This is a genomic window from Kitasatospora sp. MAA19, assembly GCF_029894125.1.
GTDB lineage: Bacteria > Actinomycetota > Actinomycetes > Streptomycetales > Streptomycetaceae > Kitasatospora.
Genome location: NZ_JARXYZ010000006.1, coordinates 72,635 through 85,568, shown reverse-complemented (window position 1 = coordinate 85,568; position 12,934 = coordinate 72,635). Strand labels below are relative to the sequence as shown.

At 74.3% G+C, this 12,934-nt stretch carries 14 protein-coding genes and 1 pseudogene; 7 read left to right on the top strand and 8 right to left on the bottom strand.

Annotated elements, in window-relative coordinates; genetic code table 11:
- The first annotated feature begins 48 nt into the window (after positions 1–48).
- Positions 49–495, top strand: a complete 447-nt coding sequence (locus tag P3T27_RS12180) for an SRPBCC family protein (RefSeq protein WP_280677412.1) — start codon at positions 49–51, stop codon at positions 493–495.
- Between the two features lie 31 nt (positions 496–526).
- Here the strand turns inward: P3T27_RS12180 and P3T27_RS12175 are convergent, their stop codons facing one another.
- The 4 genes from P3T27_RS12175 to P3T27_RS12160 all read right to left on the bottom strand — a co-directional run bounded on the left by P3T27_RS12175 (position 527) and on the right by P3T27_RS12160 (position 4,424).
- Entirely contained in the window at positions 527–1,204 is a 678-nt protein-coding gene (locus tag P3T27_RS12175) for a response regulator transcription factor (protein WP_280677410.1), read from the bottom strand.
- A complete protein-coding gene (locus P3T27_RS12170; RefSeq protein ID WP_280677408.1) occupies positions 1,201–2,508 on the bottom strand; it encodes a sensor histidine kinase in 1,308 nt (435 codons plus the stop codon). The genes P3T27_RS12175 and P3T27_RS12170 overlap by 4 nt, the downstream gene beginning before the upstream one ends.
- A 105-nt stretch (positions 2,509–2,613) precedes the next feature.
- Entirely contained in the window at positions 2,614–3,462 is an 849-nt protein-coding gene (locus tag P3T27_RS12165; RefSeq protein WP_280677406.1) for an ABC transporter permease, read from the bottom strand.
- Positions 3,459–4,424, bottom strand: coding sequence for an ATP-binding cassette domain-containing protein (locus tag P3T27_RS12160; protein WP_280677404.1), 966 nt, complete (start codon positions 4,422–4,424; stop codon positions 3,459–3,461). The genes P3T27_RS12165 and P3T27_RS12160 overlap by 4 nt, the downstream gene beginning before the upstream one ends.
- Before the next feature lie 335 nt (positions 4,425–4,759).
- Here P3T27_RS12160 and P3T27_RS12155 point away from each other — a divergent pair, with 335 nt between their 5' ends.
- The 4 genes from P3T27_RS12155 to P3T27_RS12140 all read left to right on the top strand — a co-directional run bounded on the left by P3T27_RS12155 (position 4,760) and on the right by P3T27_RS12140 (position 8,453).
- On the top strand, positions 4,760–5,707 hold the full coding sequence (locus P3T27_RS12155; protein WP_280677402.1) for a hypothetical protein: 948 nt from the start codon (positions 4,760–4,762) through the stop codon (positions 5,705–5,707).
- 156 nt (positions 5,708–5,863) lie between these two features.
- Complete coding sequence (locus tag P3T27_RS12150; RefSeq protein WP_280677400.1) at positions 5,864–6,634, top strand: hypothetical protein; 771 nt, start codon at positions 5,864–5,866, stop codon at positions 6,632–6,634.
- Positions 6,631–7,494 carry a hypothetical protein gene (locus tag P3T27_RS12145; protein WP_280677398.1) on the top strand — a complete coding sequence of 288 codons (864 nt, stop codon included), beginning with the start codon at positions 6,631–6,633 and terminating at the stop codon, positions 7,492–7,494. The genes P3T27_RS12150 and P3T27_RS12145 overlap by 4 nt, the downstream gene beginning before the upstream one ends.
- The gene (locus P3T27_RS12140; protein WP_280677396.1) at positions 7,491–8,453 is read left to right on the top strand and encodes a hypothetical protein; all 963 of its coding nucleotides are present in this window, start codon (positions 7,491–7,493) and stop codon (positions 8,451–8,453) included. Before P3T27_RS12145 ends, P3T27_RS12140 begins: the two co-directional genes overlap by 4 nt.
- Positions 8,454–8,476: 23 nt before the next feature.
- Here the strand turns inward: P3T27_RS12140 and P3T27_RS12135 are convergent, their stop codons facing one another.
- A complete protein-coding gene (locus P3T27_RS12135; RefSeq protein ID WP_348534094.1) occupies positions 8,477–8,896 on the bottom strand; it encodes an endonuclease/exonuclease/phosphatase family protein in 420 nt (139 codons plus the stop codon).
- A gap of 23 nt (positions 8,897–8,919) precedes the next feature.
- On the opposite strand from P3T27_RS12135, the pseudogene P3T27_RS12130 reads away from it, so the two are divergent.
- Positions 8,920–9,081, top strand: a pseudogene (locus P3T27_RS12130) (ATP-binding protein); the annotation flags it as partial.
- A 57-nt stretch (positions 9,082–9,138) separates the two neighbouring features.
- Here P3T27_RS12130 and P3T27_RS12125 read toward each other — a convergent pair.
- From P3T27_RS12125 to P3T27_RS12115, 3 genes are all read right to left on the bottom strand, one after another.
- The gene (locus P3T27_RS12125; protein WP_280677394.1) at positions 9,139–9,720 is read right to left on the bottom strand and encodes a hypothetical protein; all 582 of its coding nucleotides are present in this window, start codon (positions 9,718–9,720) and stop codon (positions 9,139–9,141) included.
- A 493-nt stretch (positions 9,721–10,213) separates the two neighbouring features.
- Positions 10,214–11,065, bottom strand: a complete 852-nt coding sequence (gene sigJ, locus P3T27_RS12120; RefSeq protein WP_280677392.1) for an RNA polymerase sigma factor SigJ — start codon at positions 11,063–11,065, stop codon at positions 10,214–10,216.
- Complete coding sequence (locus P3T27_RS12115; RefSeq protein WP_280677390.1) at positions 11,062–11,640, bottom strand: carboxymuconolactone decarboxylase family protein; 579 nt, start codon at positions 11,638–11,640, stop codon at positions 11,062–11,064. Before P3T27_RS12115 ends, sigJ begins: the two co-directional genes overlap by 4 nt.
- A gap of 376 nt (positions 11,641–12,016) precedes the next feature.
- Here P3T27_RS12115 and P3T27_RS12110 point away from each other — a divergent pair, with 376 nt between their 5' ends.
- Positions 12,017–12,922, top strand: coding sequence for a SigB/SigF/SigG family RNA polymerase sigma factor (locus P3T27_RS12110; protein WP_280677388.1), 906 nt, complete (start codon positions 12,017–12,019; stop codon positions 12,920–12,922).
- The last annotated feature ends 12 nt before the right edge of the window (positions 12,923–12,934 follow it).

Below are 12,934 nucleotides of genomic sequence, written 5' to 3'. Positions count from 1 at the left end.
GGGCGCGGCCGACACCCGCGCCGCCCGGCTGGAGAAGAGGGACGAGCCATGGAGACCGTGACCGTGCGACGGGTCGTCGAGGCGCCGATCACCGAGGTGTTCGACTGGTGCGCCACGACCACCAACTACACCCGCTCCCCGTACGTGCTCCGGGCCCGGCTGGCCCGGCCCGGCCAGGGCGCGCCCTACGGGGTGGGCGCCGTGCGGCTGCACACCTGGCTGATCGGCCGGTTCCACGAGCGGATCACCGCCTACAACGCCCCGCACGACTTCGACTACACCGTCGACCGCAGCTTCCCGCCGGCCCGGCACGAACTCGGCCGGATGACCTTCGAGGAGGTCCCCGAGGGCACCCTGGTGGTCTGGACGACCGGCTTCGAGCTCCCCGTCCCCCTCATCGGCGCGGCCCTCGCCCGCCGGATCGCCAAACCCGTCATCGCCCACGTCTTCGGCACCATCCTCGACGCCGCCGCCACCGAACTCGGCGGCCGCTGACCGAACGCCGCCGAGTCGGCAGGCGACCCGGTCAGCCCGGCGGGTTCGGCCGGTTCAGGCCGCGGTCGTAGGCGAAGATCACGGCCTGTACCCGGTCCCGGGCGCCGATCTTCGCCAGCACCCGGCTGACGTGCGTCTTGACGGTCGACTCCGCGAGCACCAGCCGCCGGGCGATCTCGCCGTTGGTCCAGCCCCGGCCGACGGCGACCAGGATCTCGCGCTCGCGCTCGGTCAGGGCGTTCAGCCGCGGATCGTCCTCGGCGGCCGTACCGGGCGGGCGCACCGGCAGGTGGTGGGCGTAGGCGTCCAGGAGGCGCCGGGTGACGGCGGGGGCGACGACGGCGTCGCCCTCGGAGACGGCGCGGATCCCGGCGAGGAGCTCCTCCGGGCGGGCGTCCTTGAGGAGGAACCCGCTGGCGCCCGCGCGCAGCGCGGCGTGGGCGTACTCGTCGAGGTCGAAGGTGGTCAGGACCAGGATGCGCGAGCGCCCGCCGGTGGCGACGATGCGGCGGGTGGCCTCGATGCCGTCCATGCCGGGCATGCGGATGTCCATGAGGACGACGTCGGGCCGCAGGTCGGCCGTCAGGCGCACGGCCTCGGCGCCGTGCGCGGCCTCGCCGACGACCTCGGTGCCGGGCTGGCTCTCCAGCAGCATCCGGAAGCCGTACCGCTGCAGGGGCTGGTCGTCGACGATGAGGACGGTGGTCACGTCAGGCTGCCTGTCGGGTCGGGGGTGAGGTCGAGGACGGCCTCCACGGTCCATCCTGCCCCGGGTCCGGGGCCGGCGGCGACGGTGCCGCCGTACAGGGCCGCGCGTTCGCGCATGCCCGTCAGGCCGTGCCCCTCCTCGCCCGCCGGCCCGCTCCGCGCGGCCCCGCCGGGCGGACCGCCGTCCTGCACCCGCACCCGCAGCCGGCCGCCCTCGGCCGCCAGCGTCACGTGCGCCCGGGTGTCGGGTCCGGCGTGCTTGAGGGTGTTGGTGAGCGCCTCCTGGACGATGCGGTAGGCCATCAGCTGCACCCCGCGGTCCAGCCGCTCCAGCTCGCCGCGCGCGGTGTACACCACCTGCGGCCCCGCGGCGCGGATGCGCGCGCACAGCCCGTCGAGGTCGGCGATGCCCGGCTGCGGGGTGAACTCGGGGTCCTGCTCGCCCTGGTCGCGCAGGACGCCGAGCATGCGCCGCAGCTCGCCCAGCGCCTGCCGGCTGGTCTCACCGATCAGCAGCAGCGCCTCCCGGCCCCGCTCGGGGGAGGCCTCGGCCGCGTACGCGCCGCCGTCGGCCAGGGTGACGATCACGGACAGGTTGTGGCCGATGATGTCGTGCATCTCCCGGGCCACCCGGGTGCGCTCGGTGGCCGTGGCCAGCCGGCTGCGCTGGTCGCGCTCGACCTCCAGGCGCGCCGCGCGCTCGCGCAGCCCGGCCAGCTGGGCCCGGCGGATGCGCACCGCGATGCCGACGGCCACGGCCGCCGTCGCCGCGCTGAACAGGAAGAACAACGCGTCCCCGACCGGCAGCCCGCCGGACAGCTCCACCGCGACCAGGGCCGCGGCGCCGGCCATCGCCGCGCACGCCCAGGCCAGGTGCCGCAGGCTCCCGTGCAGGGCCAGGCTGTAGAGGGCGACGAGCAGGGCGACGTCCGCGCGCAGCGCCACCCCCAGCGACCACTGCAGCACGAACACGGCCATGACCGCCGCGAAAGCCGCCGCAGGCCGCCGCCGGCGCCACAGCAGCGGCACCACCAGACCCGCCTGCAGGGCCAGCATCGCCGCCACGGGCGGCCGGGTGAAGACGATCCGGTGCTCGCGCGCCCCCCACTCGCCGCCGTCGTGGATCAGGTCCGGGACGCAGAACAGCAGGAACACCGCGGCCACCACGGCGGTGTCCAGCACCCACGGGTGGTCGCGGTCCGCCTGCCGCGCCCGCTGCCCGATCCGGGCCAGCCGGGCGAACACCGGGTGCCCCGACAGCGGGTCGCTCCCCGCGCCCGCGGCGGCGGTGTCGTACTCGCTCATGGCGTCACCTTCGTCCAGCTCGTCCAGCTCGTCCAGCTCGTCCAGAACGGGCCCGGTGCGGCACCCGGCGGGCCGGGTACCGCACCGGAACGTGCACGGAGTCTCTCAGGCGTCGCTGCGCACCAGGCGCACGGCCGCGCCGGCCAGGGCGAGCACCGTCCACAGCAGGAAGACCACCAGCCCGGCGGCGGGCGACAGCGTGGTCGCGTCGTGGTGCAGGGCGAACATCGCCTCGCCCGCGTGGCTGGGCAGGTAGGGGCTGATGTGGGTCTGCCAGGAGGAGGGCAGCAGCGAGATCAGGCCGGGGACCAGCATCAGCGAGGCCACCAGGACGGAGATGCCGCCCGCCACCGAGCGCAGCAGCGCCCCCAGGGCGACGCCGATCACGCCCACCAGGGCGAGGTAGAGCCCGGCCCCCAGCAGACCGCGCAGGACACCGGCGTCCGAGAAGGTCATCGCCGCGCGGGTGCCGGAGAGGATACCGCTGTCGGCCAGGAAGGCGGTGAACACCCCGACGGTGCCGAGCAGCAGCACGATCAGGCCGTACACCGTCGCCTTGGACCACAGCACCGGCAGGCGGCGCGGCACGGCGGCCAGGGTGGAGCGGATCATGCCGGTGGAGTACTCGCCGGCGGCGACCAGCACGCCGAGGACGCCGAGCGCCAGCTGGGCGAAGTTGGTGCCGAACAGCGACAGGCTCAGGGCGCTGGCGTCGGCGAAGTCGCGGTCCATCGGGCGGCCCGAGGTGATCCTCGACTTGAACTGGAACGCGGCGATCAGGCCGAAGGCGACCAGGAACAGCAGGCCCAGGCCGAGCGTGATCCAGGTGGAGCGCAGCGACCACAGCTTGGCCCACTCCGAGCGCAGCACGCGCGCGGGGGTCACCCGGTAGGCGGGGCGCGCGGGCCGCTGGGCGGCGGCCGCGGGGGTCTGGCTCGGTGCGACGGTGCTCATGCCGCGCTCCTCGGGGACTCGGCGCCGGCGCCCGCGGCGGCGGACTCGGCTGTGGTGGTGGTGCCGTGGTACTCCACGGCGTCCCTGGTCAGGTCCATGAACGCCTCCTCCAGGGAGACCGTGCGGGTGGCGAGCTCGAACAGGGCGATGCCCTGCTCGGCGGCCCTGAGCCCGATCGTGCGCGCGGGCAGGCCGGTGACCAGCAGTTCCTCCGACCCGGCCCGTCCGGTGACCTCCACGCCCGGCCCGGCCAGCGCCGCACGCAGCCGGGCCGGATCGGCGCTGGCCACCTTCACGACGTCCCCGCCAGCCTGGCGGACCAGCTCCTGCACGGTGGTGTCGGCCAGCAGCCGGCCCCGTCCGACGATGATCAGGTGGTCCGCGACCAGGGCGACCTCGCTCATCAGGTGCGAGGACACGAAGACCGTGCGGCCCTCGGCGGCGAGCGAGGTGAGGAGGTTGCGGATCCACAGGACGCCCTCCGGGTCGAGGCCGTTGACCGGCTCGTCCAGCATCACGGTGGCGGGGTCGCCCAGCAGCGCCGCCGCGATGCCCAGCCGCTGTCCCATGCCCAGCGAGAACGCCCCGGCGCGCTTCCTGGCCACCGACTGCAGCCCGGTCAGCTCGATCACCTCCTCCACCCGGGCGCGCGGGATGCCGTGGGTGTGGGCCTGGGCCATGAGGTGGTTGAACGCGGAGCGCCCAGGGTGGATCGACTTGGCCTCCAGCAGCGCCCCGACCTCCTGCAGCGGCGCCGCGTGCGCGGCGTAGCGGTGGCCGTTGACGCGCACCGAGCCGCTGGTGGGCGCGTCCAGTCCGACGATCATCCGCATGGTGGTGGACTTCCCGGCGCCGTTGGGCCCGAGGAAGCCGGTGACCGTACCGGGCCTGACCGTGAAGTCGAGCCGGTCGACGGCGGTCTTCTCGCCGTACCGCTTCGTCAGCTGGTGCGCCTCGATCATCGCTCACCCCTACGCTCCGGGGCCGGACCGTCCCGGCCTTCCTCACCCTCCACGCTAGGTGCGGCGGCGGCGCGATCCGTGGTACCCCGGACCGATCATCGGAGGGAGCGCGGTACCGCGGTACCACGCCCGGAGCGCCTGTTGCGGTTGCATCACGACGTGTCCGATTCATCGAGTATTGGACCGGAGTGCGGCGATTAACTTTGTTGGCAGTGGTGTGGACGGTCTCTCATAATCCCTGTTGAGACGCGTGATGGACGGTCCGGAGAACCGCTGGGGGAGCGGTTTGCGAGGGAGTCCGTGCGCGAGATCCCACATTTTCCCGGGGGAGTTCCTTGTCCGCGCCCGAAAACGACATGGCCGCCGTACCGGAGCAGCACGCCGTTGCACCGGAGCAGGCCGCCGTTGCACCGGAGCAGGCCGCCGTACCGGAGCAGCACGCCGTTGCACCGGAGCAGGCCGCCGTACCGGAGCAGCACGCCGTTGCACCGGAGCAGGCCGCCGTACCGGAGCCGGTCGCCGTACTGGAGCCGGCCGCGCGCCGGCTGCCGCGCGCCGTCGGCGTCGTGCTGGCCACCGCCGGCCTGCTCGCCGTCACGACGGCCAGCGCCGCGGTGACCGTCGCCGTCGGCAGACCGGACGCCCGCCCGGCGGCCGCCGCCGCACCCGCACCGGCCACCACGGCCCCGACGAGCCCGAGCCCCACCCCCTCCGCCACCCCGGTGCCCGTGCCGAGCGCCGCCCCGACCACTCCCAAGCCGGCCAGCACGGTCAAGGGCACGGTCAACGGCGGCAAGCACGAGGGCGACCTGCGCTACTTCCTGCTCCCGATCCCGGCCGGCGGCGAGTCCTACGGGCCCGCGGACGGGATGACCATGAGCAACGACGACGTCGCCGACCTGTTCGGCAAGCAGGACGGCATCATGGACGTCCTCGGCTCGTACGGGTACCAGACGGGCGCCACCCGGACGTACCGGACGGCCGACGGCAAGTCCGAAGTGACCGTCACCCTGCTGCGCTTCGGCTCCACCGCGATGGCGGGCCGGTTCGTCAAGGGATACACCGTCAAGTCGCAGGACCCGATCGACATCGACGGCGACCCGGACGCCCACGGCTACGTGCACAAGCCCAAGCAGCAGGCGTTCACCGGCTCGATGACCGGCATCTCCAGCCAGGGCGACGTCCAGTACACGATCGACGTCGAGGTGAAGGGCGCGCCCGACAGGGCGCTGCTGAGCGAGCTGATGAAGCGCCAGCGCGAGTGGCTCACCTCCGGCGGCTGAGCCCACCGCCCGCCCCGACGCCGTCATCCTTCCCTCCTCCGCTGGAGCCACCCCGTGACCACCGAACCCGCGCTGCCCCCACCCGGCGACGCACCGGCCCCCGCCGCTTCACCGCAGCCCCAAGTTACTCCTGGCGAACCGCAGTTCACTGCCGAGGTGCCCGACGCCCTCCGCTGCGCACCGGCCCTCGACGCGCCGCTGCCCGGCTTCCCGCCGGTCGGTCCCGAGCAGGCGCCCCGCGCCCCGCGCCGCCCGCGCCCGGTGCTGCTGGCGGTGTCCGGCCTGGTGCTGGGCACCCTGGTCGGCGGCGGCGTCGGCTACGCCGTCCAGGCCCAGCGCCCGCCGACGCCACTGCCGCCGATCCAGGTCGCGCGCCCGTCCTACCCGGCCCAGGCGGTCGACCCGGCCGCCCTCGCCGCCCAGCAGCCCAAGCCGCTGGCCATCGACGGCGACCTGGTCAAACTGCTGATCAGCGCCCCGGACGGCAGTACCGCCTGGGCTGACTACCCGGACAAGCCGAGCTGGATGTCGGTCGGCGAAGTATCCGATCACAGCGGCACCGCCGCCCGCGATTTCAAGGACCTGAACACGCGCGGCTTCCGGCGCGCGGCCGAGGTGGACTGGAAGAAGGGCGACGCCAAGTACCGCGTGTTGCTGATCCAGTACGCGCCGGACCGCGCCAACGAGGCCGCCGTGTACACCGCCTTCGCCCGCAACCTGGAGTCGTTCGCCGACGGCGCCAACGGCGGCTACCAGGTGGAGAAGGAGCCCGGCCACTGGAACGAGAGCACCGAGCAGTTCTACTACGGCAGCGCCCTCGCCCAACGCGGCACGGTGGTGATGGTGGTGGAGGTCTTCGACACCAAGCCGGTGAACCCCGAGGTCGTGAAGGACCTCGCCAAGCAGCAGTGGGAGCGGCTGGTATGACCGACAACACCGTGACCGACAACACCGTGACCGGCAACACCGTGACCGAGACCCCGGCCCCCGAGCCGGTCCCGCCCACCGCCGGTGAGCCGGCCGCCGAGCACCAGCCCACCGCGCCGCGCCCCGCCTCCCGCCGCCTGCTGCGCGCGGGCGCCGCGACGGCCGCGGCGGCGCTGGCCGGGGTGGCCATCGGCATCGGCATCATCAAGACCCAGTACGACGAGCCGGCTCCGGCCACCGCCGCCGGGCCGTCGGCCGCGCCCGCCCCGGCCGCGACCGCCACGCCGTTCGGCGCCAAGTCCAACGGCAACCACTTCGGTTCGCTGCGCGACCTGTTGCTGCCCGTCCCGGCCGGCTACGAACTCGGCCCGGACGAGGGCGGGTACGGCAACGACACCGAGCTCGGCGCCGAGCGGCTGTCCGCCGACCTGGACGCCGAGCTCCAGCAGATCCCCAAGGACAAGCGCGACAAGCTCCGCTCCTACTGGGACGGGCTGCACGTCAAGGCCACCGGCGTGCGGACGTACCGCACCGGCGAGGGCGACCTGGTGGTCGGTCTGAAGCTGCGCCAGTTCAACCAGCAGGAGGTGCAGAAGCTCAACGAGTACACCGCGGTCTTCACCGGTGACACCGGCCTGTTCCGGGTCGGCCCGGAGATCCCGGGCCACCCCGAGGCGCACTGCTACCTGATGCCGGCGCCGCCGTCCGCGCCGATCGACTACCTGGAGTGCTCGGCCGCCGAGGGCGACCTCCTGGTGGTCATGAACGTCGAGGGCGTGGCGCCGCTGCCCAAGGACCGGATCGTCGCCCTCTTCACCATGCAGCTCGACCGTCTCGCACGCCCCGGAGCGTCCGCATGACCGACCACGCCACCCCGCACGCCCCTGCGGACCCCTTCGCCGAGGTTTCCGCGGAGACCCCCGCGGAGACCCCTGAGGAGCACGAGGCCCGCCTCGCCCGGCGCCGGGCGAGGCGCGGGGCGGCGGCGCGCTGGGCCACCGCCACCCTGGTGTTCGCCCTCGCGGGCACCGGCGCCGCGCTGGCCGTCACCGCCCCCGAGCGCACCGACCTCCCCGGCCTGGCCACCCCGGGCGACGGCCGCTACACCTTCCCGCCGCTGACGCTGCCGCCGCTGCCCTCCGGCAGCAGCGCGCCGGACCGGACGGGCAGGAACGTCCTGCACACCGCGGACCTGCGGTACCTGCTGCTGCCCGCCCCCAAGGAAGCCAGCGGCACCCTCACCCCGGCGCTCTACCCGATCCCCACAGCCGCAGCCACCGCCTCCCCGTCGGCGAGTGCGACCCCGGCCCCGAGCCCGACCGCCTCCCCGTCCGCGAGCGCGAGCCCGTCCACGGCCCCCTCCGGCCAGGCCCCGGCCGAATGGGTCACCTGCGACGCGATCCTCGCCGAGCAGCAGGACCCGGCCAAGCTGCGCGAGCTGCTCCTGCGGGACGCCTGCCGTGCGGCCACCGTCCGGGAGTGGACGGCCTCCGACGGCACCCGCACCCAGATCCGGCTGCTCCGCTTCGGCGCCTCCTTCGAGTCCTGGGACGTCTTCTCCGCCCTGCGCTCCGACGCCCGCTCCAAGGCCCTGCCCGGCGCGAAGACCACCTCCCACGGTGTCTGGGACACCGTCGAGGGCGTCCATCTGGACGCCCAGGAGAGCTCGGCGACGGGCGCCAAGGGCACCCCGACCGCCCGCATCGCCTACCTCGGCGCCTCCGACCTCGTCGCCGTCATCACCATGACCAACCCCGACGGCGTCCCGGCCGCCGCTTTCCGCCAGGTGGTCACCCTCCAGTCCGACCTCCTCGCCTGACACCGGCCCGCCGCCTGCTCGCCCTACGCCGTGATCCGCGCGGCGGCGGGGCGGTGGTCGCTGGCGGTGGCGGGCAGGGTCCACGCGGCGGTGGCGGGGAGGTCCCGGGTCATGACGTGGTCGATCCGGGCCAGCGGGAAGGCCGACGGCCAGGTGAACCCGAAGCCGTCGCCGGCGGTGTCCTGCGCGGAGCTCAGCCGGCTGGTGAGCGGGCCGAGTTCGCGGTCCCCGGCGGCGGTGTTGAGGTCGCCCAGGAGCAGCACCCTGCGCAGGGGCTCCTCGTCCAGCGCCTGGCCGAGCGCGGCGAGGTTGCGGTTGCGGTGGCCGGTGGCGAAGCCGCTGACGGTGAGCCGGACGGAGGCGAGGTGGACGACGTACACGGCCAACGGCCCGCCGGGGCCCTGGACTTCGGCCCGCAGGGAGCGGCTCCAGCCGGGGTCGATGGTCAGCCGCCGAACCCTTCCTCCGGGGCCGCGGCCGCACCGCCCAGACCGACCCCGCCCGCCGCGGCCACGGCCTCGGCCTGGCCATCGTCGCCGCCATCACCGACACCCACCACGGCGAACTGCGCCTCACCCCCGGCCCCGCCGGCGGCCTGCGCGCCACCCTCAGCCTGCCCGGCCGCTGAGCCGGACCCTGAGCCGGCCGCTGAGCCGGACCCTGAGCCGCCTGCCGGGCCGCCCCCTCACCCGGCCGGCTGCCCGGGGCGCCCCGGGACCCACAGCGGCACCGGGGCGCCGCAGTCCATGTACCGGGCCGCGTCCTGCGCCAGCCACCCGCTGACCCGGGCCGGGTCGTCCTCGCTCAGCTCCACCAGCGCGGCGGCGGCGATCCGGGCGCAGGACAGCATCAGCGCGAGGGTGTCCTGGCGGCGGTGCCGCTCCCGGACGTACGCCTCACCCCGCTCGTCGATGCGCCGGCCGTGGCACTCCCGATCCGCCGCCGAAGCCCGCCCGCCGTCCGCGCTGACCGCCTGGACGCCGTGCCAGACCAGGGCGAGCGCCGCGGGTTCGGCCGGGTGCGTCACACCCTCCCGGCCCGCCTGCTCCCGCGCCTCCGCCGACCGCCCGCCCAGCCACTCCAGCACCGCCGGACCGTCCCCCGCCCGCGCCCGTAGGACCAGCTCCGCCGCCCGGAACACCAGCGCCCGCAGCACCGCCCCCGCCGGCACCCGCAGCCCCGGCGCCGACGACTCGCCGAACGCCAGCCACGCGTCCGCGAACGACGCCGCCCGCATCCGCCCCAGCCACGCCGGCGCCCCTGCCACCCCGCCCAACCACTCGTCCGTACCCAGACGAACCAGACCCGCGGCAGCAAGCTGCGCCGCATCCCCATCCAGTCCGAGCAGCCGTCCACTCCTCAACGCGCACCCCCGTCGGCGTCATCAACCCGTGCCGGCACATCCCACCACACCAGGACGCGAACGAACTAGACAGGGCCCCGACAAAAGTCCGGGACGGCTTCCGGGGGCCCGGTCGGCCCGGGACCGGCGGAAGCCGCGCACCCGGCCCACCCGGCCTGACTCGCTGCGCACCGGTCGGGGCCCGCCGCCCGGTACCGACCAGCGGCGCCTCCTCGCCGGAGAGCGACGCCGGGAACGCGGCCCCCGCGATCGCCGCCGGCTCCTCGGCTACCTCCTGGGCCTGGACGCGGCGGAAGATTCGCCGGGACTCACCGGATCGGGTGGTCGCGCCGTGGCGATCCGGGCACCGCCGAAGGATTCCTGACGCATCGTCAGGAATTCTTCGGTGACGGCGGGTCTACCGGGTGAGCTCGGCCGGCGCGTCCAGTCGCGTCAGCTTCCGCGGGTTCGCCACCGCGTGGATCCGGGTGACCCGCCCGTTCTCCACGACGAGGCTGACCGTGGCCAGGCGGCCGTCGAGCTCGACCCGGCCAGCGGGCTCGCCGTTGAGCCACACGGTCGACACCACCCGGTCCGGGCGCGCGAGCAGCGCCGCCACGAGCTCGGCCCCGTGGATCGGAGCGCGGGCGGCGGCCGCGAGCCCGCCACCGTCGGCGATGAAGACCACGTCCGGGGCCATGACCTCCATCAGCTCCTGCACCCGCCCGGTGCGCAGCGCGGCCAGGAACCGCTCCACCACGGCCCTCTGCTCCGACCGGCTCACCGGTATCCGGGGCCGCCGGGCCGCCACGTGCCCACGGGCCCGCCGGGCGATCTGGCGCACCGCGGCCGGGGACTTCCCGACGGCCTCCGCGATCTCCTCGTACGGCACCTCGAAGACCTCGCGGAGCACGAAGACCGCCCGCTCCACCGGTCCGAGCGTCTCCAGCACGGTCAGCATCGCGATCGAGACGCTCTCCGCGAGCTCGACGTCCTCGGCGACGTCGGGGCTGGTCAGCAGCGGCTCCGGCAGCCACTCGCCGACGTACTCCTCGCGGCTGCGCGAGAGCGTCCGCAGCCGGTTGAGCGCCTGCCGGGTGACGGTCCGCACGAGGTACGCCCGCGGGTCGCGCACCGGCGCCCGGTCGACGTCGGCCCACCGCAGCCAGGACTCCTGCAGCACGTCCTCCGCGTCGGCGGCCGACCCGAGCATCTCGTAGGCGACCGTGAACAGCAGGCTGCGGTGGGCGACGAACGGGTCCCGGGTCATGCCGCGGGCGCCGCGCCGGACGGCTCGGGACGCGTGGCCAACGGAATCTCGCAGGCATCGGAGAAGCCCTGCGAGGTGACCCCGTTCGCGGCGTTGTTCCTGGTCGCCATGTTGACGAAGGCGATGTACGCGGTGAGTTCGACCATCGCCGCCGGGCCGAGCCGTCCGAGCAGGCCCGCGTACAGCTCGTCGGTGACGGTCGGCGGGGTGTTCGTCATGGCCTCGGCGTACTCCAGGACGTCCCGCTCCAGCGGGGTGAACACCTCCGACTCCCGCCAGCGCGGCACCTGGCTCGCCTTGGTGAGGTCCAGGTCCTGGTGCTGGGCCTGGAAGTAGCCGACGTCCAGGCACCAGCTGCAGCCGACCTGCGCCGCGACGGCCATGTGCGCGAACGACTTGAGGCCCGCGTCGGCCGCGTCCCACTCGCCCAGCTTGGCCGAGAACTCCAGATTGGACGTGGCGACCTTGGGGCTGTGCCACACCACCTCGATGGGCTCGGGCACTTCGCCGAGCTGCTTGACCAGGTTCTCGCTGAGCTCGACGGGAAGCTCCGCCTTCGGAACGCGTGGCGCCATGATGGTGTTCTCCTCGTGCGTGGGTGTGGTGTGTGTGCGTGTTCGACATGAAGACACCGCAGGGCCCTCGCGTGTGACAGCGCCGGCCTGGTGCTCGGCCGCCACTCTCGGTGCGGCCGTCGTTGCGCGAGCGCGCGTACCCGGAGAAACAGCGACAAACCGACCAAAACATGAATTCAATGTCGTATGTCGGGTAAAAAAAGACCGTGCAGCGGCCGCCGGAGGCCAGTCGGCCGCTCCCGCACCCCGCCGGGTGCCACCGGGACCACCGCTCCGAGCAGCCGGGCCCGGGTCCCGCGGGAAGGAAGCCCGCGACGCGCGAGCACGAGCCGTCGGCGCCGCCGGGCGTTCGCCCGATGCCCAGGAGACAGCAACCGTGTCCACCTCACCGGAAACCGTTCACCGTGCCGTCGCGCGGTCCGGCATCCCGCCCGACCTGCCCCCGCGCCCCACCGAGGCCGAGCTGCGGTCGATGGGCAAGTTCGAGGCGCGCGAACTCAGCGACGCGCTGTTCGAGCGCCTGGCCGGCCTCGCCCGCGAGACCCGCGCCTACAGCTACGTGCGCGGCACGATCATCGAGCTCAACATGCCGCTGGTCCGCTTCATCGCGGCCCGCTTCCGGCACCGCGCCGAGGACATGGACGACATCCTCCAGGTCGGCACGATCGGCCTGATCAAGGCCGTCGACGGCTACGACCCGTACCGCGGCACCGAGTTCGTCACCTACGCCATCCCCACCATCGCCGGCGAGATCAAGCGCTTCTTCCGCGACACCTCCTGGCCGGTCCGGGTCCCGCGCAGCATGCAGGAGCTGTACCTGGCCGTCGTCCGCGACTCCGACCGGCTGGAGCAGGAACTCGGCCGCCTCCCGCACCCCGAGGAGATCGCCGAGGACCTCCACCTCACCGTCGAGCAGACCACCGAGGGACTGGCCGCCGCCCGCGCCTGCCGCCCCAACTCCCTGGACGCGCTGCGCGACCAGGACGCCGACGAGACCGGCAGCGCCATGCTCGACCGACTCGGCTCCTGCGACCCCGGCATCGAACTCGCCGACTTCCGCACCGCCGTACGCCCCCTGCTCGCCCGGCTGCCGCGCCGCGAGCAGGCCGTCCTCAAGCTCCGCTTCTGGGACGGCTGGACCCAGTCCGAGATCGCCGAACGCATCGGCGTCTCCCAGATGCACGTCTCCCGGCTGCTCACCGCCACCCTGACCCGGTTGCGCGAGCAACTGGAGGACCGCGACGCCCCGGGCTGGGCGGACGACCCGCAGGACCCGGACTGACGTCCCCGCCTG

Excerpts from the sequence above, each read along its gene's own strand:
- P3T27_RS12180 (WP_280677412.1), top strand. The coding sequence starts at position 49 with ATGGAGACCGTGACCGTGCGACGGGTCGTCGAGGCGCCGATCACCGAG.
- P3T27_RS12170 (WP_280677408.1), bottom strand. The coding sequence starts at position 2,508 with ATGAGCGAGTACGACACCGCCGCCGCGGGCGCGGGGAGCGACCCGCTG.
- P3T27_RS12165 (WP_280677406.1), bottom strand. The coding sequence starts at position 3,462 with ATGAGCACCGTCGCACCGAGCCAGACCCCCGCGGCCGCCGCCCAGCGG.
- P3T27_RS12160 (WP_280677404.1), bottom strand. The coding sequence starts at position 4,424 with ATGATCGAGGCGCACCAGCTGACGAAGCGGTACGGCGAGAAGACCGCC.
- P3T27_RS12145 (WP_280677398.1), top strand. The coding sequence starts at position 6,631 with ATGACCGACAACACCGTGACCGACAACACCGTGACCGGCAACACCGTG.
- P3T27_RS12140 (WP_280677396.1), top strand. The coding sequence starts at position 7,491 with ATGACCGACCACGCCACCCCGCACGCCCCTGCGGACCCCTTCGCCGAG.
- sigJ (WP_280677392.1), bottom strand. The coding sequence starts at position 11,065 with ATGACCCGGGACCCGTTCGTCGCCCACCGCAGCCTGCTGTTCACGGTC.
- P3T27_RS12115 (WP_280677390.1), bottom strand. The coding sequence starts at position 11,640 with ATGGCGCCACGCGTTCCGAAGGCGGAGCTTCCCGTCGAGCTCAGCGAG.